Genomic DNA, 22,308 nt, shown 5'->3' with positions numbered 1-22,308 from the left:
TGTTTTTGAAAGGTTAGTGTAGGAAAAAATATATTAATACATTTAGCTGTAATTCAATTTTTTAACCTAAAAACTAATCGATTTATGAAAAAAACTACTATGCTATCAGTTTTTCTATTTGGATTATTCTGTATGACAGGAATGGCTCAAATAGAAATTATCGAAAATTTTGATTCCGGCACTCCAGGTGACTGGGTGGACACCTATAGCAATACATCAACTCAATCTTGTGAGGGAAATTCGGAAAGAAGAAACTTGTATTCAGGATCAACCACAGGCTATATTGGCACAGCCAATTTTGTGGGAATTTCAAATGAAACTGATTTGAGCTTTTCTTTTGATTATAAAGTGGTAGATTGGTTTGCTGCTACAAATCCAACCTCGGCAGGTTGGGGGACCGCTGAGTTTCAGTATTCCTTGGATGACGGAGATACTTGGACTACAGCACTTACAATTAATGATGACAATCATGTAGTTAGTAATGTTTGTGCTACGATGAGTGGGGTAATACCTGGAGCTTCTTTACCGGATGGTTCGGACATCAAACTAAGAATTTATAATACGTGGGCAGCTGGAGATTATTATTTCTATGTGGATAATTTTAGTGCTAATCAAGAGGTAACTTCCCCTCCTAACTGTAATGCAATGCTTACTTCGCCAATTGATGGAGAAACCGATGCCAACATACTAGAAGGATTAACTTGGAGTGCCGCCACCGGAGGAGCTGAAGGTTATTTGCTTACCGTTGGAACATCCTCAGGAGGGAATGATGTTTTGGATGCAATGGATGTTGGGAATATGTTGACCTATGATATGGCTTTAACCGAAGGAACTACTTATTATGTAACCATTACTCCTTATAATTCATTTGGTAATGCGGCTGATTGTGTAGAGGAAAGTTTTACAACTACGGTTTTACCAGAGTGCCCGGTGGACACTACGGTTATGGACGATTGTGGAAACTATGATTTTGATATTACCTGGGATGAAATTGCTAATGCTGATGGGTACTATGTAACGGTTGGAACCACTTCGGGAGGAACAGATGTTGCGGATTCTGAGGACAACGGTACAAGTACCTCATACAGTATTTCTAGCCCTATGGCAGGTTCTACTTATTATGCCACCATTATAGCTTATAATTCCGTAGGAGAGTCTACAGGATGTTCTGAGATTATGTTAACAACAAGCGAAAATGAATGTTATTGTGCTCCTGCCTTTTCCAGTGGGTGCGCTAGTGGGGATCAAATAAATGATTTTGAAATTCCGGAAGTTGAGTTTAGCCATTTGGATACAGGATGTTCTGAAGGTGCTTATGGTGATTTCTCAGATGTGACGATTACCTTATACAATAATACTTCTTATGATTATTCGGTGGGGCATGCCTTTGGAAGCCAAAAAGTGAGAATTTGGATTGATTTTAATGAAGACTATGAGTTTGATGATTCTGAAGGATCAATTGAATTGGTGGCGGTTGATGAAAGTACGGGGTCGAATTCAAGTGCCGTTACAAATGGTACGTTAATTATTCCAGAATCGGTACTGCCTGGCACTTATAGAATGCGGGTTGGAGATAGATGGAACTCTCAACCCATGCCTTGTAATACAAGTGGTTACGGTGAAGCTCATGATTATACAGTAGAGATTCTTGACTTGCCTTGTGATCCGGCTGAGGCTACTGTTTCTGTGGTGGAGGATTGTCAGTATAATCAATTTTTCATTGCCATTGATGTGGTTGATTTGGGAGATGGATCACCTTCAATTACCGATGGTACTTTAACCTGGGGAGTAAGTCAGGTTGGAGTGATGCAAATAGGACCTTTTGCAACAGGAGACAGTAAGGAATTGACTTTACAGCACGGTGAGAATGAAATGTGTAATGTGTCTTTAGGAACCTTTACCTACAATTGCCCACCTGATAACGATACTTGTGAGGGGGTAATAGACTTAGGGACACTGTCAAGCCCATTAACAGCATCAACAGAATATGCGACAAACGATTTTGACCAGGACTGTTTAACCAATGATGAAGCTCCTGATATGGTGTATTCCATTATGGTTCCAGATGGATCAACAATTGAAATAGGACAGGTGTCAAATGCTTACGATTCTAAACATAGATTGGCTTATGGAGCCAGTTGTCCTGGTGATATTTTGATTGATTGTATTGATGATTCGGATACAGAGCACATTACTTGGACCAATGATACAGGGGAAGATCAAACCGTGTATTGGATTCAATCAGCGTATTCTACGGGTAGTGGTGAGTTTGTTTTGGAATGGTTGGTTTATGATTGTGTGTCTGCTGAAGCTGTTGCTGCAGCTGTGCCAGATTGTGAAAACGAACAATATTATGTAGATGTGGTAGTTACCTCATTTGGTAGCTTAACAGAATTAACTGATGGTACGCAAACGCAAACAGTATCAGATGCTCAGCCCCTGTACAATTTTGGACCTTATGTAAATGGGACAGAAGTTACTATTTCCGCTGTGCATACGGATGCTAGTTGTGATTTTGAAGTTAATAGTTTTAATTATACATGTCCTCCAGACAATGATGAGTGTGACGGTGCCGTTGCTATGGTTCAAGAAACGGATATTATGGATGTGGACGAGGCAACCGGAGTAGCAGGTACTTTAGTAGGAGCTACAGATTCAGGTGTTGAAGCGCCAACATGTGATGGGTGGACGGGAACTCCTAATGATGATGTATGGTATTCATTTGAAGCCTTGACGACAGATGTTTACATCAGTTTAGATGACGCTTTTGATGGTGTAGTTGAGTTGTTTGAAGGAGACTGTGGCTCATTAGTGCATATGGCATGTAAGGATTTAGGTGACCCTGTTCAGATTGATGCTACAGGCCTAACAGTTGGATCTACTTATTATGTAAGGGTTTTTGCCTATAGCTCTTCAACTCCATCCGATCCAACATTTGAATTGAAAATATGGTCTACAGAAACTTTGGGAGTGGGTGATTTAAATGAAACATCAAATAGCTTTACATATTTCCCAAACCCTGTAAATGATAAATTGTCAATTCGCGCCCAACATAATATTGAATCAATTACAGTGATAAATATGTTAGGACAAGAAGTGATGAGAGTTGTTCCAAATTCGGTATCGAGTGATGTTGAGATGTCTAAACTACAAGCTGGAGCTTATTTTGTGAAAGTTAATGTAGGAGATACATCTGAAATTGTTAGAATTATAAAGGAGTAAATTAATCATATACTCGTACGAAAAAGGAGCCTCTAGGCTCCTTTTTTTTGTTATTATTTTCTCCTTTTACAAAATTCCCAAGGGTTTTATGTTTGTTAAATAAATAACATTTAGTTTATATTTGTAATTTATTTAACAGTTAATCTGAGTATTTTGTGTTTGGTCGATTATGTGTTTTTGTTGTTGTAGGTAAATTTTTAAAGCATTTATTTGCAAATAACTTTTTAATAACAAAAATATAACTTTATGAAGAAAATTACATTATGGCTTTTTGCTTTGTGTTGTTTGGGTTTTTCCTTGGAAAATAGTGCTCAAATAACTGAGGGCTTTGAAACAGATCCGCCTTCAGGATGGACTTTTATGCAAACAGAAGGAGATGATCCTGGTTTTGTACAAACAAGCTCAAGAGCAAATACAGGTACATATTCCTATTATCACAATGATGATAATATTTCTGTAGAGTCTACATCATGGATGATTTCTCCGGCTTACTCCGTTTCTACCGGAGATATTATATCATTTTATTACAACCAGACTTACCCTAGTTATAGTGTTGAATCAGGGGTTTGGATTTCTACATCCTCAGGAGATCCTGTCACAAACCCTAGTGATTTTACTGAAATCTATGATTTAGATGCTAATTTCTCCGAAAATTTATGGACTGAATTTTCACTGAATTTAGATTCCTATGCCGGTCAAACAGTTTATATTGCTTTTAAATATGTTGGTGATTGGGCAGACGAGCTCTATATTGATGACTTTTTTGCAGGCCCGGCGCCTTCTTGTCTAGAACCATTAGATATGACGGCCACATCTGTAACATCTTCTACTGCTAATCTAGAATGGTCAGCGGGAGGAAGTGAAATTTCTTGGAATCTGGAGTGGAAAGCAGAGGCTAATTTTTCTCCTGGAAATGGGGAAGAGGAAGATTCAGCCAATGCAACGGAATCCCCTGTTTACAATGCTATAAATTTACAGCCCTATACTACTTATTATGTTTATTATCAGGCAGATTGTGGGGAAGGAGATTTGAGTTCCTGGTCTGGGCCTTATGCTTTTACTACGGCATGTGAGGCAATAGATAGTTTTAGCGAAAATTTCGACTTGGTTTCCACTCCAGATTTACCCGCTTGTTGGTCTTCCGTTATCGATAACGGTGCATCTTCGTATGCAACTGTGGGGACTTCAACTTCAGCAGATAATACAGAACCCAATGGTGTTAGTTTATATAACTCTAGTTCAACGAGTGAAACGAATATAATGCTAGTGTCTCCTGTTTTGTCAAACCTGGGAGCAGGGACTCATCAATTACGTTTTTTTGCTAGAAATAGTTCTTCGACTCAAGATATTGAAGTTGGGACCATAGCTGATCCTAGTGATGGAAGTACATTTACGGTGTTGGAAACGATTGATTTAACGACAACATTTGATGAATACGTTGTTTATTTCGATGAATATGTTGGGACAGATACTTATATTGCTATAAGAAGGCTTTCCACTTCTACATATACTTACGTTTATATAGATGACATGATTTGGGAACCTATTCCATCTTGTATACCTGTTTCTGATTTATCAGTTTCAGGTATCACTTCAACTTCTGCCAATTTAAGTTGGATGGAGAATGGTGATGCCTCAATATACAATGTGGAAGTGGTTTTGGAAGGAGGAACAGCAACTGGAACACCAACTGATATAGGTGTTACCAACGGATTTACCAAAAGCGATTTAATACCGTTTACCGAATATGATTTCTATGTACAGGCCGATTGTGAGTCTGATGGTACTAGTAGTTGGGCTGGTCCTTATACTTTTTCCACGCTTCCTATAGCTCCTGAAAATGATGATTGTTCCGGTGCGATTGCCTTGACTGTCAATGAAGATTTGGAATGTACCATAGTAACAAACGGGACTACATTAGGAGCTACTGAATCAGCACAGGAAGATGATGTTACAGGAACTCCTAATACCGATGTTTGGTTTTCATTTGTAGCAACCTATCCGGCTCATGAAATTGAAATTAGTAATGTAGAGAATCAAGGAGGCGGGACTAGTACCAGCGTTGATATGGGAATGGCCGTATATGATGCTACAGCAGGATGCGAGGCTCTAGTATTTGTTGATGATAGTGACCCTAATAATTTAATTTTAGAAGGTCTCGACGTGGGAACAACCTATTACGTGAGAGTTTATGGATGGTATGGCACTATTCAATATAATAACTTTGATATTTGTGTGGGAACGTTGCCTTGTTTGGAAGGAGAGGCTTCTGGGACAATTGTAGCAAATTGCGATAATGGAGAGTTTTCTATTGAAGTTGAAGTGACTGATCAAGGTGATATTTTGCATTTGTCGGATGGTACTACTGCGATTGATGTAACAGGTTCTGGTACATATACTTTTGGTCCTTACATAAGTGGTTCTGAAGTTGATATTGATGCCATTCATACCGATGAATATTGTGATTTTGAAGTTGGTAGTTATGACTATACATGTCCTCCTGATAATGACTTGCCATCAACAGCGATAGCTTTAACACTTGACATTGGAACTTCTTGTGGAGATAATACTATTACAGAGATAAGTAATGTAGCTGCCACGGATTCAGGAGTGGGGACGCCAAGTTGCGGAGACTACGATGGGGGAGATTTATGGTATACCATTGAGGCGCCTGCAGAAGGTTTTATATTAAATGTTTCTAATGTTTCAGGACTAACATCGGTTGCAGGAGCAATTTATTCTGGAACACCAGATGATTTTACTGAGTTGGATTGTACTGAGTTTTCTAGTGGTTGGCCATGGGAAATTTCGGGTTTAACAGTAGGGGAAATCTATTATCTTAAAGTATATGATTATGGTAATGATGAAGAAGGAACTTTTAATCTTTGCGGTTATTATATTACCTGTACTCCTGCCAATATTGCAGCGGCAATTGTTCCTGATTGTGATAATAATCAATTTTATATAGATGTTGCAGTGACGGAATTTGGAGATTTGACCTCATTGTCTGACGGGAATCAGGAACAAACAATATCTGAGTCTCAGCCATTTTACAACTTTGGACCTTATCCAAATGGCACCGAGGTTACTATTTCAGCCGTTCACTCTAATACAGACTGTAACTTTGAATTAGATAGCTTTAATTATTCATGTCCTCCTGTTAATGATGAATGTGAAGGAGCAGTTGTAATAAATGTAGATGCCGGGTATTGCGACGGAATCAATAATAACGGAGATAATACGGGCGCGACGGACTCAGGTCTTGGTGAAGCAGAATGTTTTGATTATGGGGAAAATGATGTCTGGTTTTCTTTTACTGTGCCAGAAGGAACCAGTTCAGTTAATATTTCAACGGATTTTACAGGAGGAACAAATGTGGATACAGAAATAGCGGTGTATTCTGGTGATTGTGGAGCTTTAGTAGAAGAGGACTGTGATAATGATGGTGGGACAGAAATTTTAAGTAACGGTTCTAGTTGGAATTCCTTTATCGAGGATTTTGAGGTGAATGTTGGAGAGACTTATTTCGTAAGGGTATCTGGTTATAATTCTTCAAGAGTAGGGACATTTTGTTTGGAGGTGTCAACTAATGAAACTTTAGGGATAAACGATTTCAATGAAGCGTTAAATAGCATTACATATTTCCCAAACCCAGTAAATGATAAGTTGTCAATTCGCTCTCAACACAATATGGAAACAATCATAGTAGTGAACATGCTAGGGCAAGAAGTAATGAAGGTTGCTCCAAATTCGGTATCAAGTGATGTTGAGATGTCTCAACTACAATCTGGAGCTTATTTTGTAAAAGTTATAATTAATAGTAAAACTGAGATAATCAGGATTATTAAAAGGTAACTGGTTGTATATAAGATTTTTGGAAAAGAGAGGTGTTGATGCCTCTCTTTTTTTGTTGTAAAGAGGAATTTAAGTACCGTGAATTATGTAGGAAGCCATAGGAAAATATAGGAAAAAACGTATTTAATCGGTATATTTGGGTTTTAAACGATGGTAGTGTGTTGATTCTCTATAGGATGTCATTATGCAAGACTTCGTTTTAGTAACCTTTTTTAACTAAACTAATATTCTACGCTACATGAAAAAAACTACTTTTCTGTGGACCATTTATTTTTTCCTTTTAACATTTTTTGCAAATGCGCAAATTTCAATAGGAGATGGTGTCGGGACCACTTCACAATTACCGGTTTCAAGTTGTTATAATTACAGTTATAGTCAGCAAATAATCTATCAAACGGAGATTAATTCCATCGGGGAAATTACTTCTTTGTCATTCTACTTTAATTCGTCGGCAGGGGAGAATAGTAATAGTTCAGATTGGACTATTTATTTGGGGCATACGGCTAAATCGGCGTTTTCGTCTGCTACAGATTGGGAAATCATCGACAATTTAACCCAAGTATTTTCAGGAACTGTTTCTTACCCAGGAAATGGCAACTGGATCGAAATTGTATTGGACACGCCTTTTAATTACAACAATGCAGATAATTTGTTAATTGCTGTAGATGAAAACGAACTAGATTACGATTGTGCTAATTCTTGTAGAATGACTAGTGCAACTTCATATAGAAGTTTGTATTATGAGACGGATGGTGCAAATCCAGACCCATCAACTTTTAACGGATCTGGTAATTTAGTTGCAGGTTATACCAATGTAATTTTAGGAGGGCTTGAGATGAGTTTACCTCCAATTTGTGATGCAGTATTAACAGCTCCTCTTGATGGTGCTTCAGGAGTATCGCTCCTTACTAATCTAACTTGGACTGAAGCCTCTGGAGACCCTGAAGGTTATCTGTTATCTGTTGGCATAACTTCGGGAGGTGCCGAAATTTTAGATAGTTATGATGTAGGTAACGTATTGTCCTATAATTTGGATTTACAGGAAGGAACTACTTATTATGTAACCATTACACCTTACAATGCCAATGGAAATGCAACAGGATGTTCAGAAGCGTCATTTACAACGGCATCACTGCCTGCCTGTCCTGAGCTTACGGCTGATTTGGATGAATGTGGTAATTATGATTTTGAGGTTACTTGGGAGGATGTAGCAGGTGCTGAAGGGTATTATGTAACCTTAGGTACGACCTCAGGAGGAAATGATTTGGCAAATAATGAAGACAATGGTTTGTCAACTTCTTATACAGTATCCTCAGTAGGCCCGAACACGACTTATTATGCGTCTGTCATAGCTTATAACTCTGTTGGACAGTCTACAGGTTGTGCGGAAGGTGAATTTACAACCAATTCATCAGTATGTTATTGTGAATCCAATCCTGTAAGTGTTGACAATGATGGTATCGGAAGTCTGAATGTAGGTGACACATTATATGAAAGTACGGGGGATAATAGTTACGAAGACTTTACCAATATAGCAGCAGAGTTGAGCCAAGATACAATGGCAGATATAGAAATTGAATTTTTGACAACTTGGGCTTATAATGTGAATTTATGGATCGACCTTAATGACGATTTGGAATTTGATGCTTCGGAATTGTTTTTTACGGGATCTTCTAATTTTGAACCAGTAAGTATTGTGGACGCTTCTTTTATGATGCCTGAAGATGCTTCATTGGGAGAACATAGAATGCGTATTGTTTCTGCCTATAGCGAAGAGAATGCCTCCAATCCTTGTAATAATAACGCAAAAAGTGTCACAGTAGATGTTACGGTGAACATTGTAGAAGGTAGTTGTTTGCCCCCTCAAGGTTCAGCTGAGGTAGTGCCAGATTGTAATAATAATCAGTTTTTTATCGCAATTGATATTACTGATTTAGGGAATGGTAATCCAAACATTACAGATGGTACATTGACATGGACCATATTAGGTTTAGGAACTACTCAAATAGGCCCTTTTGCCAATGGGGATAGTAAAACGTTGATCCTGAGACATGGGGAAGATGCTTCATGTAACACCAATTTAGGGACATTGAATTTTTACTGTCCTCCAAGTAATGATGATTGCGATTCGGCGCTTATGGTAACACATCAATTGAATGTACTGGATGCATCTACAGCATCGGCAACAAATGGTACTCTCCAAGGGGCAACAGATTCAGGCGTCGAAGCTCCAGAGTGTGATAGCTTACAGGGTACTGCCAATGATGATATTTGGTATTCGTTTGTGGCAGAAACTTCAGAAGTTAACATTACTTTGGAAGATAATTTCAATGGAATTGTAGAGTTGCTTGAAGGGACTTGTGGAGCATTGGAGCATATTAGTTGTAAAGATATTGGCCAAAATCCAGAAATAATGGAATTCGATTTAATTCAGGGGAATACCTATTACGTGAGAGTTTATAGCTATTCTGAAGCCGTAGAGACAGTTCCAACATTCAGTTTAAAGGTATGGTCATCTTCTACCTTATCTATCGAGGACAAGGAAAGTGAAGGAATGTTTCAATATTATCCAAATCCAGTAGAAAATGTGTTAACCCTCAAAGCCGGTTCAAATATCGAAAATGTGACTGTTTTTGATATGATTGGAAAAGAAGTGTTGAGGCTTAACCCTGCAAAAATTGAAAGTAATATTGATATGACCATGTTGCCATCTGGAGCTTATTTTATTCAGGTTTCAATAGATAATGTGGTCAAGACTATTAGGATTGTGAAGCAATAAAAATTATAATTTATCTTATGAAAAAAAGTGGCTTGTAAAAGCCATTTTTTTATTTTTTAAAGATCTTGATATAATATTGATGGTTGGTGGAAACGGTATATAATCGGATGTTTTTGTGCTTTTGCATTGAATATGTTGGGAGATTTTAGTCGAAATAATTGGCGTTTAATCGATTTTAATATTTAACTAATTGATTTGAAGTATTTTATAGGTAAATTTAGAATGCTATAATTGATTAAATTTAATGATATGAAAAAAACTACTTTTGTATGGATTGCAATCCTTTCTCTCTCATTTATTTTCCACTCCAATGCCCAAACTTTTGAGGGTTTTTTTGAAGGATTCGAAGATGGTTTTCCTCCGGCTGATTGGGCTGTATTCGATATAGGAGGATCTGGAGATGAAGATTGGGTTGTGAACCAAAGTAATCCCTATGAGGGAAGTAATGCGGCTCACATTATGTATGAAGTCGCAGAGTTTGATACTGAAGATTGGATGGTTACTAGTCAAATAGATTTAACCAACGCTACAAATGCTGAGTTAAGATTTTATACACGTCAAGGGTTTGATGATGATTATGGAACGATATTTCAAATTAGAGTTTCTACAGCCTCTCAAACTGCTCCAGCAGATTTTGATACTCTTATAACTTGGGATGAGGATGAATTGAATGATGATGCACAAGTGTATGAAGAGAAAATTGTGGATTTAAGTGAGTATGATGGAGAGCAAATTTATATTGCTTTTGTAAGGATTCAGAATGACGGAGATTCATGGTATGTAGATAATGTGTCTGTAGGGCAATTTACTTTAGGAGTAGAGGATGTGGAAGATCCTATTGCAGAGTTTAGCTTTTACCCTAATCCTGTAGAAGATGTACTTAATTTAAAATCCCCTTCTGTTATTCATAGTGTTCAAGTATTTAACTCATTGGGACAAAAAGTATTGCAGTTGAGTCCAAATGAAATGAATAGTCAAATTGATTTATCAAACCTTCATTCTGGAGCTTATTTTGTACAGGCATCCATTTTGGATAAAACTGAAACATTCCGAATACTTAAAAAATAGTTTAAGCTTTCAGAACAATGTATACAAATCCTTTGTCATTTATTTGACTTAGGATTTTTTATTTATTGTATCATTCTATTTAGTTCAAAATGTTTCTAACTCATTTTTTTCGGTAAAGGTTCGGAAATAACTCTGTTAAAAATATGATCTCAGTGTAAAATTTTTCTAAAACCGTCAAGAGATGTATTCTATTTTCTTTAGTTACATTTGTAGGGTATGAATACACTGTCTTTTTCATTTGTTATTCCAGTATACAATAGGCCTGATGAGGTTGCGGAATTATTAGAGAGTTTTTCTAATTTAAAATACCATGAGCCCTTTGAAATTGTAATTGTGGAAGATGGCTCCTCTACCGATTGTAAACCTGTTGTCGATGCTTATATTGATCGTTTAGATATCTCCTATTTTTATAAGGAAAATTCAGGACCAGGGGATTCCCGTAATTACGGAATGGAACGTACCAAAGGCAATTATTTCATTATTTTGGACTCCGATTGTGTATTACCACCTGATTACTTAACTGACGTTTATAAATCTTTAGAAAAACATTATGTGGATTGTTTTGGTGGACCAGATACTGCTCATTCATCATTTAGCTCTCTTCAAAAGGCCATTAATTTTGCGATGACTTCTTTTATATCCACAGGAGGAATTAGAGGAGGAAAGACCCAGGTTGGAAAGTTTCAGCCTAGAAGTTTTAACATGGGCATTTCTAAAAAGGCATTCCAGACTTCTGGAGGGTTCGGGGTCATTCATCCAGGCGAAGATCCTGATTTATCCATCAGGTTAACCGATTTAGGTTTTCAAACCAAATTGATTGAAAATGCTTTTGTATATCATAAACGGCGCATTTCTTGGTCTAAGTTTTATACCCAAGTTCATAAGTTTGGTTTGGTAAGACCAATTTTAAATTCGTGGCATCCAAAGACATCAAAGTTGACTTATTGGTTCCCTACATTGTTTATGATGGGGTTTTTGAGTGCAATTATTTTATGGCTTTTAGGGTATAGCCTTGGAATTTTGGCTTATGTGGCGTATTTTTTCATAGCATTTCTTTTAGCCTTGATTTCAACAAAGAGTATTGGAGTGGCAATGAAAGCAGTATATGCAATAGGCGTTCAGTTTTTTGGCTATGGATACGGTTTTTTGAAATCAGTAATTGCACTGAAAATTTTAGGTAAAAAACCAGAAGAGGCCTTTCCTTATTTATTTTTTAAGCATGTTGAATAAACTTAAATCAAAACTTTTAGAGTCCATAAGAAACAAAAAGCTAAATGTGTTTGGCTTTTTTCTTCTTTTGTCATTTTTGTTTTTGATAGTAGGGAAGCTTTCTGCAAAATATACCGAAACCGTTACTTTTAATGTGTCTTTTGAAAAGGTGCCTGAAAATAAAGTCTTGCGAGAGAAGCAAAAGGCAAAAATTAAGGCAGTAATATCTTCCAACGGATTCAATCTTTTACCGTTAAATTTCTTTAATCGCCCTGTTAAAATCGATTTTGAATCGGATTTGTATTATAATAATGACCATTATTCATGGATCGCAAGCAAATCTTCACATAAAATTAAATCTATGTTGGGCCAAAAGGTGGAAATGCTTTCTGTGAAGCCCGATACCTTGGATTTTTATTTTGAAACCTTGGATACCAAAAAAGTCCCTGTAAAATTAGATGCTAATATTTCCTATATGGTAGGGTATGACGTTTTGGATAAATTAAAAGTAGCCCCAGATTCTGTTACAGTTATTGGAGCAGAAAATATAGTGAATGGAATAATGGAACTCTCTACAGAATCATTGTCTTTAAAAGATGTCAATGCAGGATTTAAGGTTCCCATTGCGTTGAAAGTTCCTGAAGTAGATGGAGAACTCAAGCTTTCTTCTCAAAAAGTTGAGGTTTCCTCAGAAGTTGTAAAATTTACCGAAGGAGCGTTGGATGTTCCGGTAACTTTAATCAACACTCCAAAAAATATTACCATAAATTACTTTCCTAAAGCGGTTACAGTACTGTATTATGTTCCATTGAACAGGTTCAATGAAATAAAATCCTCCGATTTTAAAGTGGTGTGTGATTACCAAGAAATAGCGGAAACAGATAAAAATACAATGACCCCAAAATTGACTTTAGTGCCGGAAGCTGCAAAAAGTACAAGAATCAAGCAAAATAAAGTTGAGTTTATCGTTGTAAAATGATAAATTTATCTTCTGAATATCAAATAGTTAGATAATAGTCGGTTATATGAAGATTATAGGGGTTACAGGCGGTATAGGAAGTGGTAAAAGTACAGTTGCCAATATGTTTAGAAGTTTAGGGATTCCTGTCTACACGGCAGACCTTGAGGCTAAAAGGATCATGGCAACCTCACCAGAACTTCAACGTAAATTAAAAGTGCTTTTTGGTGAACAGGCCTATATTAACGGAGAGCTAAACAAACCTTTTATTGCCGATGCTATTTTTAATAATAAGGCTTTGCTGGAGGCTATGAATGCGATCGTGCATCCAGAAGTAGCCAAACATTTCAAGGAGTGGCTGGCCCAACAATCTTCGCCTTATGTCATTAAAGAAGCTGCCATCATTTTTGAGCAACATATGGAAAAGGAATATGATGCTGTTATTTTGGTAATTGCTGGTACCAACCAAAGAATAGAACGTCTTTTAAAACGAGATGATACTTCCCGTGAAAAAATACAAACCATTATGGATAACCAGTTTAGTGATGATGAGAAACTTAAATTAGCAGACTATATTATTGTTAATGATAAGTTGGATGCAACTCATAATCAGGTGTTAAAACTCCATGAGTCCCTTCTTTCTGTAGGAAAATAACCCTTATTTTAACATTTTTGTTAATGTAAGGTTAAAGGGGATATCTAATAAATGTTAAAATGTTAAATTTGAACGATGGGCAGAAAGCTATTCGTCTTATTGGTGATTTTAATGAGTGTCTCACTCATAGGTATAATTTTAGTACAAGCGTTTTTTATCAAAAATTCGGTTGAGATTGAAGAAAAGCAATTTGAAAGAAACGTAAAGCATGCTTTAAGCTTGGTATCAAAAAATTTGGAGGACAGAGAGCTTGAAGATTATACTAAAAAGGCTCTTAACCAAATTAGAAGACATGATGCTAAGGCCGATACCAGTACCATTAGGGAAATTTTGGTGAAAACTCAGGATAATGAAAGAGATGAAACCATAATTTACAGAAATACAGTTTTAGAGGAAAGCTTTAAGGTGCCATCGGTGTTCTTTGATATTGGAATTGATAGTATTAGTATCAGTCGTTTGTTTAGTGAACAGGAAACAAAGATTTACAGTAACACAGCTTTGGGGAATGGAGGAGATTTAAACGTCAACCCAGAGCGCACTTACAGAGAGTATTCGGAGTTGCCCGAGGTTACAAAAAAAATCATGGAAGATAGTTATAGGGAAACCTACAAGAATTTTCCAATTTATAAAAGGGTATCCGCGGATGAGGTGTTAGAGCTTTTGGATTATCAGTTAAGGGAAGATGGTATTTATACCGGTTTTGAATTCGCCATTTATGATAAGGACTTGGCAACAAAAGTGCAGTCCGATAATTTTGAGTTGAATAGTTCTTCAACCTATGGAATTCCTGTTTATTCAGGAAATGACCATCAAAATGATTATAGGTTATATGTGAATTTCCCAGAACGAAGAAAGTTTTTGTTCTCTACCATTATAAAGGCCATAGTGCTTTCGGTTGTGTTTACATTAATTATCATTGTAGCTTACTCAAATGCCATTTATCAATTGATAAAACAACGTAAAATATCGCAAATAAAGACGGATTTTATCAATAATATGACGCATGAGTTTAAAACACCAATTGCGACGATTAATCTTGCTTTGGATGCCATAAAAAATCCCAAAATTATTGAAGATAAGGATAAAGTGAAGCGCTATCTGAAAATGATTAAGGATGAAAACAAGCGTATGCATGCTCAAGTTGAAAATGTATTGAGAATATCGAAACTTGAGAAAAATGAATTGAACATAAGTAAGGACAGAGTAAAGCTACACGAATTAATAGAAGATGCTATTACCCATGTAGAGCTCATTGTTGAAGACCGGAAAGGATATGTGAAAACACATCTTGACGCTTCCAAATCTTCAATTTTAGCTAACGAAAGTCATTTTACAAATGTTATCGTTAACATTTTGGACAATGCCATAAAATATTCGGATGATGAACCAAAAATCGATGTGTATACAGAGAATGTGGGGAACAATATTTTGTTGAAAATTGCCGATCAGGGTAATGGAATGTCCAAACAGGTACAACGAAAAATATTTGAGAAATTTTACAGAGAACACTCAGGTAATGTACATAACGTTAAAGGTCATGGTTTAGGTTTGGCCTACGTAAAAAGAATAGTAGAAGACCATCACGGTCATATATCAGTAGAAAGTGAAAAAGGAAAAGGTAGTGTATTTACAATCAAGCTACCATTAATATCATAAATTATGGAAGAACAAAATAAAAAAATTCTCCTTGTTGAGGATGACCCAAATTTTGGAACGGTATTAAAGGATTATTTGACAATGAACGATTATGACGTTGTTCATGCCAAAAACGGAATGGAAGGTTTTGAGAAATTCAAAAAGGATGATTTTGATTTGTGTATCCTAGATGTCATGATGCCGTACAAGGACGGCTTTACATTGGCCAAAGAAATTAGAGAGAAGAATAATGAAATTCCTATCATCTTCCTAACAGCTAAAGCAATGAAGGAAGATGTATTGAAGGGCTATAAAGTGGGGGCAGATGATTATTTGAATAAGCCTTTTGATAGTGAGGTGCTACTAATGAAAATAAAGGCCATCATGCAGCGTAAGGCTACAGAAACAGTTACCGACAGTAAACAGTTTGAGTTCAAAATTGGTAGATTCGATTTGAATTCCAAATTGAGATTTTTACGATTTGATGGTGGAGAACCAATCAAATTGTCTCCAAAAGAAAATGAATTGTTGCGTATGTTGGCACTTCATGAAAACGATTTGATGCCTAGGGAATTAGCTTTGACAAAAATTTGGAGAGACGATAACTATTTTACCTCTCGTAGTATGGATGTTTACATTGCGAAGCTGCGTAAATATCTAAAACCAGATGAAAACGTTGAAATTTTAAATATACATGGAGAAGGATTTAGGTTGGTGGTTAACCAAAGTGCGTAATCCTTGCTCTCTTCCAATAATAAAAAAAGCCTATCATTTTATGATAGGCTTTTTGCTTAAAAAATGGGTGAATATTAGATAACTTTTACGTTTACTGCGTTCAATCCTTTTCTTCCTTCGGTTAGATCAAATTCTACTTCATCTCCTTCGCGAATTTCATCTTCTAAACCAGAAATGTGTACAAAATGTTCTTTGTTGGTCCCTTCCTCAACGATAAACCCAAAACCTTTTGAGTCGTTGAAGAACTTTACTGTACCTTTACTCATAATATAAATTAATTTAATAAAGGGCCAAAGGTAGTGTTAATAATATGAATACAGCTATAAATGGAAACTTATTTTAATTTATTGTTTTTCAATTAGTTTTGAGATGTCTTTTACGATGGTTTCAAGAGGAGTTGTATAGTCAAACCAAAGGATATTTTCATTCTTTTTGAACCAGGTAAATTGACGTTTGGCGAAGCGTCTAGAATTCTTTTTTATTTCCGAAACAGCAAAATCCAAGGTCGAATTTCCATTGAAATATTCAAATAATTCCTTATAGCCTACGGTGTTGAGGGCATTTAAATGTTGTTTGGGTAAAAGCGCCTTAGCTTCTTCAAGAAGACCGTTCTCCATCATGATATCTACCCGTTTGTTGATCCTGTCGTAAACAATTTGGCGGTCTGCCGTCAAACCAATTGAAATGGTTTTAAATGGACGTTTGCTTTCCTTTTGGTTTAAAAAAGAAGAATATGGTTTACCAGTTCCAATAGAAACTTCCAAGGCCCGTATCACTCTATGCGGATTATCAATGGCAATACGATTATAGGATTCTGGGTCAAGTTCCCTTAATTGGTGCTGTAAATCAGCAAGACCTTCGGTTTCTAAGGTTTTATTTAATTCTTTTCTAATTTCTGGATCAAGGTCGGGAAAATCATCCAACCCTTTTGTTACGGCATCAACATACAGGCCAGATCCACCTACCATAATCACCACATCATACGATTTGAATAGTGTGTCCAAGCATTTTATGGCATCTCTTTCAAAGGCTCCAACATTATAGTCGGTTTCAATGGATTTATGGTGAATAAAATGATGAGGAGCAGCCTCCAATTCCTCTGGTGTAGGGGCAGCAGTGCCTATTTGCATTTCCTTGAAAAACTGTCTGGAATCTGCAGAGATAATTTCAGTATTGAAATGTTGGGCCAACTGTATGCTTAAGGCTGTTTTTCCTATGGCGGTAGGACCAACTATAGAAATAAGGTATTTAGTCATAGTGTAATTCGCTTCCGCATTTATAACAATGTTTCGCACCATCTTGATGTTTGTCGGCCAGACAATTGGAGCAACATTGTGTATTCACGTGTACGGTATCGTCCTTGGTTGTTGTTGGAGTTTTACTTTGGTTGGTATATTCCGCAGATACAATTCCTGTAGGTACCGCAATTATCCCGTAACCCAAAATCATGACCAAGGAAGCTATAAATTGGCCTAATGGTGTTTGTGGGGCTATATCCCCAAATCCAACGGTTGTAAGGGTTACAATGCACCAATATACACTTTTAGGAATATTTGAAAAGCCATTTTCTTCCCCTTCTACCAGATACATGATGGTACCTAGAACAATGGCTAGGATAAGGACAGCAAATAGAAACACGGAAATCTTGGCTTTGCTGGCTTTTAGAGCATTTACTAAATTATTGGAGGCCCCTAAAAAGCGAGCCAATTTCAATACTCTAAAGACCCTTAACAAACGTAAGGCACGTAAGGCAACAAGGGCATGGGTTCCGGCAAAAATTAAGGAAATATATTTAGGAATAGTGGCAAGTAAATCAATTACTCCATAAAAACTGGTAATGTATTTAAAGGGCTTTTTTACCGAGATGATTCGGGCAATGTATTCAATAGTGAATAGAATGGTAATGACCCATTCTGAAATGTCTAAAAAGGTATGGTATTTATTATCGATACTTTTAACACTTTCCAACATCACCAATACAATGCTGGCAAGGATGGCAAAAAACAATATAATATCAAATAATTTCCCAGCAGGAGTGTCGGCTTCATAAATGATTTCATGAAGCTGGGTTTTCCAGTTTTTATTTGATTTTAGGCTGCCCATTAATCCAAATGTACTAAAAGATTTATGATTTTTTCTCCAATACAATTAGGGAGTTGTGTTGGATATCCACAATTTTCCCTAAAAATATCTTCAGGCTTTTATAGTACTCCGGCCCGTACATGGATTCTCTGAAATCAAATTTTAAGTAAAGTATGATATTGTTTTCTTCTTTTTGAGTATTGAATACCAAAGAACCTGTGTTGTTGGGTAATGAAATTTTGAAATTTTCAGGGAGTTCCAAAATTTCTAGGCCGTCTGACACCTGTATTTGCATTTTGTAAATAAAAGTATCCTTGTAGCCAAAGTCGATAGGGTAGTTGCGTTCTTGTAATTTAAATGGGTTTTGGGAGAAAAACTTTAATAAAAAAGGATTGATATAAATTTTGTCCCCAGTCTCATTTAGTGGATAGGAAATTTCAAGGTTTTCTAAAAACTCGTAATCCGATTTGTTTTGGGTTGCCACCTCATGGTTTAAGATTTCTATATCTTCAAACTTTTTAAAGTAGCTGTCATAATAGTCTTCCTTATTACTGTGGAATCTTCTCTTGATAGGCAGTGCATGGTAGCCAGTAGATCTGAGGTTGATATTGCCAGATAAAACATTGTTAGTGCCAAGGTTGAGGTCTAAACTTTGTATAATGGCAGAATTCTTTCTAGGTGAAATTTCTATCCATTCGCTGCCCTTGTCAAAATCTATAAGGCGGCCATCTCTATTTAAACATTTAAATGGCACCTCCCCAAAATCCAAGAATTCATCGGTGGCATCCAATAAAAAGCTTTCCCTTCCAATGTTAACTTGTACAATTAGATAGTTGAAATCTGATAAAACAGGGTATAGTTTGGTGACAAATCCGTTGCCCCTTGTAGATAAAAGTACAGGTTTGGCCTCAATGCCTTGTTCATTTAAAAGGTTATGAAGTAAAATATTTATTTCAGAAACGCAGCCAGTTTTATCTTTAATCAAATCCTTAACAGATACATCTTTAAAAAGATTGTATTTTTTGTTCCATCTATAATTTTCTTGAATATATTTATAGATGAGCTGTGCTTTGTCTAAGGGAGAATCGGTACCGGATAAAAGAATTGTCATTTCATCTTTTAGTCCAGTATTTTTTAGAAATTGTCTTCCAATATCTTTGTCCGTTTTTAATTCATGGTCAACCGTTTTCCAAGATTTTGTGTAATTGTTAATTGTGCCGTTGAAGCCTTGAAATGTTTTCAGTTCATAATCAATTCTGGACAAATAATTTTCCTTGGTGGTCATGTAATCTTCTTCAATAAAGGCTGGGATATTCTCCATTGCATAGGTGCTTACTGCGCAACCGGAATAGGCTCCTCCAGGACCACTGAGGCAATTAGGTTCAATATGGGAGTCATTTTTTACCAATTTTTGTGACCCCACAAGTTTGATGTTATAGTCCCAATTGCCGGGAATACTGGTTTCATATTCACTATAAAGCTTTGGAATATCTCCTTGGAACTCCCAAGATTTATATTTAAACATATAAGGAGAAATAAGGGTGTAGCTATATGTGATAACCGACCCTTCCTTGATGTTTGGGAATGTAAATTTCACCAAAGTGTGGTGTTCGTCGTAAATCTCCCTGAAAATTTCGCTGTTTTTCAGCTTAGTTTTGGTAACCTTACCGTTTTCCAAATTATAAACTGTAGCCTGGATACTTTTTACACTTTCCTTATTGGATTTGTCATTGTAAAGAGGAATTGTGATTTTAGTCTCGCCAAATCCTTCTTTGTTAAGGATTTTCAATTTTTTAGTGATTTCAGTATTTAGTTTGTAGGTGCTTTTGTTGACAAAGCTATTGCCGTGTTCATAAATCATTAGGGCATTGGCGGTAGTGTCTTGAGGATAAATATTCGTCTCTAAATCCCCTTTGGTAACGTTGAGGTCTTTTGAATTAAATGGTGATTGTGAAAAAAGGTATAAGGAGAAAAAAAGAAAAAGGATGGTTAAGGTTGGTTGTTTCATTGGTTGTTATTGGTTGGTTAAAGTAATAAGTTTTAATTTTTTATGTTTCCTCAAATAACTTTGAATGATATGTTGGCTATCCCTGTTGTTTTCCATTGGAGTAATAATAGCCTCCAAAATTTCTGGCTTTGTAATTTGATGGTTTAAATTAAAGTATCCCAGCCCTACAAAAGCACCATTTTTAATGCTCACTACACTGCGTTCATCTAGTTCTCGGCCCTTATCAATAATGAGCATGTCTTTGTTACGGTAACTGTTTTTATCTATAAACTCAATGACTCTCGAGTTGTAGGTGGCTTGAGCTTCTTCATTAATGCAAGCGCCAAAGCATTCCTTAATGGTATAGTTGAAACAGTTGCTTGAGGTAGGGTAGAGGCCTGTTAATTTCTGACACAGTTGAAATTCCTCTACAGTTTTAAAAAGGAACTGTTTTGCACTTTGCTTTGTGGTAAAGGTTGTGATGGGATGTTTTCGTCCATCGGTTTTATCAATTTTTAAATTGATGTAACCTGCTTCGTCCTGAAAAGAGTATAGGGCAAAGGTAAAGCTGTTGCGTCTTAGCGCTCTATTGAAAAGTGGCTTATTTCTCTTGATTTCGGCACTTTCCTTTAAAAGGGCAATTAGTTCGCTGCCTGTTTCCTCATAGGTTACTGCAGCGGTTTGCAATTGTAATTTTTTTGATTTTGAGGTTGTTCCAGTAAAGTGTTGACTTACTCGATTTTTAATGTTGTTGCTCTTGCCTATATATATAATTTCACCATCGTCATTGTGCAAATAATACACGCCGGTAACGTTTGGCAGTTCATCAATTATACGCTTTAAATTAGGATTGATTTGCTTCTGATCTGTCTTTAAAGCATCTTGAATGATATACTTGTCTAAATCCTTGTTCAGGATCATTTTGAAAAGTTTTACCGTGGCCATGGCATCCCCAGCGGCACGGTGTCTGTCACTTACAGGGATTCCCAAGGATCTGGCCAGTTTCCCTAAACTATAGGAGTCCTGTCCTGGAATCAGCTTTTTGGACAATTCAACAGTACAAAGGGTTTTTCGCTTGTAGCCAAATCCTAAACGTTTAAACTCGGTTTTTAAAATACGGTAGTCAAATTGGGCATTGTGGGCTACAATAATGCAATCCTCGGTGATTTCTACAATACGTTTGGCAACTTCAAAAAACTTAGGGGCATTGCGAAGCATTTTGTTGTTAATGCCGGTAAGGTTGACTACAAAGGGCTGGATATCTCGTTCTGGATTCACCAAACTTACAAATTGGTCCACCACTTTATGACCATCATATCTATAAATGGCTATTTCGGTAATACCTTCTTCGTTGTACTTACCTCCGGTAGTTTCTATGTCTAGTATTGCGTAAATAACGGTATATGCTTCTGTGAAATTATAAATAATTGCGTTCGCCAAAAATACTACTCCCAACCCTAACCATGGTACTGCCACACTCAATAGCCAGGGGGTAGTCGCCGCTCATTCCCATGGAAATGATATCCATTGGGTGAATTGCATTAAGCTGCTCAAATGTAGTCTTTAAATTGGAAAACTCCGTTTTTATCTGGGTTTCATTCTCCGTAAAGGTGGCCATACCCATAACGCCAACAATGGCAATATGTTTTAAACTATGAAATGCCTCATCGTGTAATAAACTTGCAGCATCCTCTGGACTCATCCCAAATTTTGAATCTTCCTCGGCTATTTTAATTTGAAGTAAACACTTTATAGTCCTATTGTGTTTTTGAGCCTGCTTATCAATTTCCCGAAGTAATTTTAGGTTGTCCACACCGTGAATAAGGCTTACAAAATGTGCCATGTACTTTACTTTATTACGTTGTACATGACCAATCATATGCCACTCGATATCCTTTGGAAGCTGCTCATATTTTTCTGCCATTTCCTGTATTTTGTTTTCTCCAAAAATACGCTGGCCACTATTGTAGGCTTCCATAATATCACTAGCAGGTTTGGTCTTGGAAACGGCGACCAGAGTGACATGTTTAGGTAATTGAGATTTTATTTGTAGAAGATTGTGTTGAATGTCCATTTTTTATAAGCGTTTAATCCAACTTGTTTTTTATTGGGGAATTGATTTA

15 protein-coding genes are annotated in these 22,308 nt (G+C 36.5%); 9 read left to right on the top strand and 6 right to left on the bottom strand.

The genetic code is table 11. The features are described 5' to 3' along the window. Window positions 1-84 precede the first annotated feature (84 nt). The 9 genes from ZA05_RS09000 to ZA05_RS08960 all read left to right on the top strand — a co-directional run bounded on the left by ZA05_RS09000 (window position 85) and on the right by ZA05_RS08960 (window position 16,116). Complete coding sequence (locus tag ZA05_RS09000) at window positions 85-3,222, top strand: GEVED domain-containing protein (RefSeq protein WP_082333729.1); 3,138 nt, start codon at window positions 85-87, stop codon at window positions 3,220-3,222. Window positions 3,223-3,468: 246 nt separating this feature from the next. Then, on the top strand, window positions 3,469-7,077 hold the full coding sequence (locus ZA05_RS08995; RefSeq protein ID WP_053991359.1) for a choice-of-anchor J domain-containing protein: 3,609 nt from the start codon (window positions 3,469-3,471) through the stop codon (window positions 7,075-7,077). A gap of 238 nt (window positions 7,078-7,315) precedes the next feature. Continuing rightward, window positions 7,316-9,856: a T9SS type A sorting domain-containing protein gene (locus ZA05_RS08990; RefSeq protein ID WP_053991358.1), complete on the top strand. Its 2,541-nt coding sequence runs from the start codon at window positions 7,316-7,318 to the stop codon at window positions 9,854-9,856. Window positions 9,857-10,105: 249 nt separating this feature from the next. Then, window positions 10,106-10,924, top strand: a complete 819-nt coding sequence (locus ZA05_RS08985) for a choice-of-anchor J domain-containing protein (protein WP_157514627.1) — start codon at window positions 10,106-10,108, stop codon at window positions 10,922-10,924. Between the two features lie 216 nt (window positions 10,925-11,140). Then, window positions 11,141-12,154, top strand: coding sequence for a glycosyltransferase family 2 protein (locus tag ZA05_RS08980; protein ID WP_197276075.1), 1,014 nt, complete (start codon window positions 11,141-11,143; stop codon window positions 12,152-12,154). After that, on the top strand, window positions 12,144-13,112 hold the full coding sequence (locus ZA05_RS08975; protein WP_053991356.1) for a CdaR family protein: 969 nt from the start codon (window positions 12,144-12,146) through the stop codon (window positions 13,110-13,112). Before ZA05_RS08980 ends, ZA05_RS08975 begins: the two co-directional genes overlap by 11 nt. Before the next feature lie 46 nt (window positions 13,113-13,158). Beyond that, window positions 13,159-13,746 carry a dephospho-CoA kinase gene (gene coaE, locus ZA05_RS08970; protein WP_053991355.1) on the top strand — a complete coding sequence of 196 codons (588 nt, stop codon included), beginning with the start codon at window positions 13,159-13,161 and terminating at the stop codon, window positions 13,744-13,746. A 75-nt stretch (window positions 13,747-13,821) separates the two neighbouring features. Beyond that, on the top strand, window positions 13,822-15,402 hold the full coding sequence (locus ZA05_RS08965; RefSeq protein WP_053991354.1) for a sensor histidine kinase KdpD: 1,581 nt from the start codon (window positions 13,822-13,824) through the stop codon (window positions 15,400-15,402). 3 nt (window positions 15,403-15,405) lie between these two features. Beyond that, window positions 15,406-16,116: a response regulator transcription factor gene (locus ZA05_RS08960; RefSeq protein WP_053991353.1), complete on the top strand. Its 711-nt coding sequence runs from the start codon at window positions 15,406-15,408 to the stop codon at window positions 16,114-16,116. A gap of 74 nt (window positions 16,117-16,190) precedes the next feature. Here the strand turns inward: ZA05_RS08960 and ZA05_RS08955 are convergent, their stop codons facing one another. From ZA05_RS08955 to ZA05_RS08930, 6 genes are all read right to left on the bottom strand, one after another. Continuing rightward, the gene (locus ZA05_RS08955) at window positions 16,191-16,382 is read right to left on the bottom strand and encodes a cold-shock protein (RefSeq protein ID WP_053977594.1); all 192 of its coding nucleotides are present in this window, start codon (window positions 16,380-16,382) and stop codon (window positions 16,191-16,193) included. 78 nt (window positions 16,383-16,460) lie between these two features. Further along, complete coding sequence (miaA, locus tag ZA05_RS08950) at window positions 16,461-17,372, bottom strand: tRNA (adenosine(37)-N6)-dimethylallyltransferase MiaA (protein ID WP_053991352.1); 912 nt, start codon at window positions 17,370-17,372, stop codon at window positions 16,461-16,463. Next, complete coding sequence (locus ZA05_RS08945; protein WP_053991367.1) at window positions 17,365-18,219, bottom strand: ion transporter; 855 nt, start codon at window positions 18,217-18,219, stop codon at window positions 17,365-17,367. Before ZA05_RS08945 ends, miaA begins: the two co-directional genes overlap by 8 nt. Before the next feature lie 22 nt (window positions 18,220-18,241). Then, window positions 18,242-20,206, bottom strand: a complete 1,965-nt coding sequence (locus ZA05_RS08940) for a DUF3857 domain-containing protein (protein WP_053991351.1) — start codon at window positions 20,204-20,206, stop codon at window positions 18,242-18,244. Between the two features lie 6 nt (window positions 20,207-20,212). After that, window positions 20,213-21,580 carry an exonuclease domain-containing protein gene (locus tag ZA05_RS08935; protein ID WP_053991366.1) on the bottom strand — a complete coding sequence of 456 codons (1,368 nt, stop codon included), beginning with the start codon at window positions 21,578-21,580 and terminating at the stop codon, window positions 20,213-20,215. 22 nt (window positions 21,581-21,602) lie between these two features. Continuing rightward, the gene (locus tag ZA05_RS08930) at window positions 21,603-22,259 is read right to left on the bottom strand and encodes a YggS family pyridoxal phosphate-dependent enzyme (protein ID WP_053991350.1); all 657 of its coding nucleotides are present in this window, start codon (window positions 22,257-22,259) and stop codon (window positions 21,603-21,605) included. Window positions 22,260-22,308: the final 49 nt, after the last annotated feature.

This window comes from Mangrovimonas sp. TPBH4 (assembly GCF_001280505.1).
Lineage (GTDB): Bacteria > Bacteroidota > Bacteroidia > Flavobacteriales > Flavobacteriaceae > Mangrovimonas_A.
This window is presented reverse-complemented; position numbering and strand designations above follow the sequence as displayed.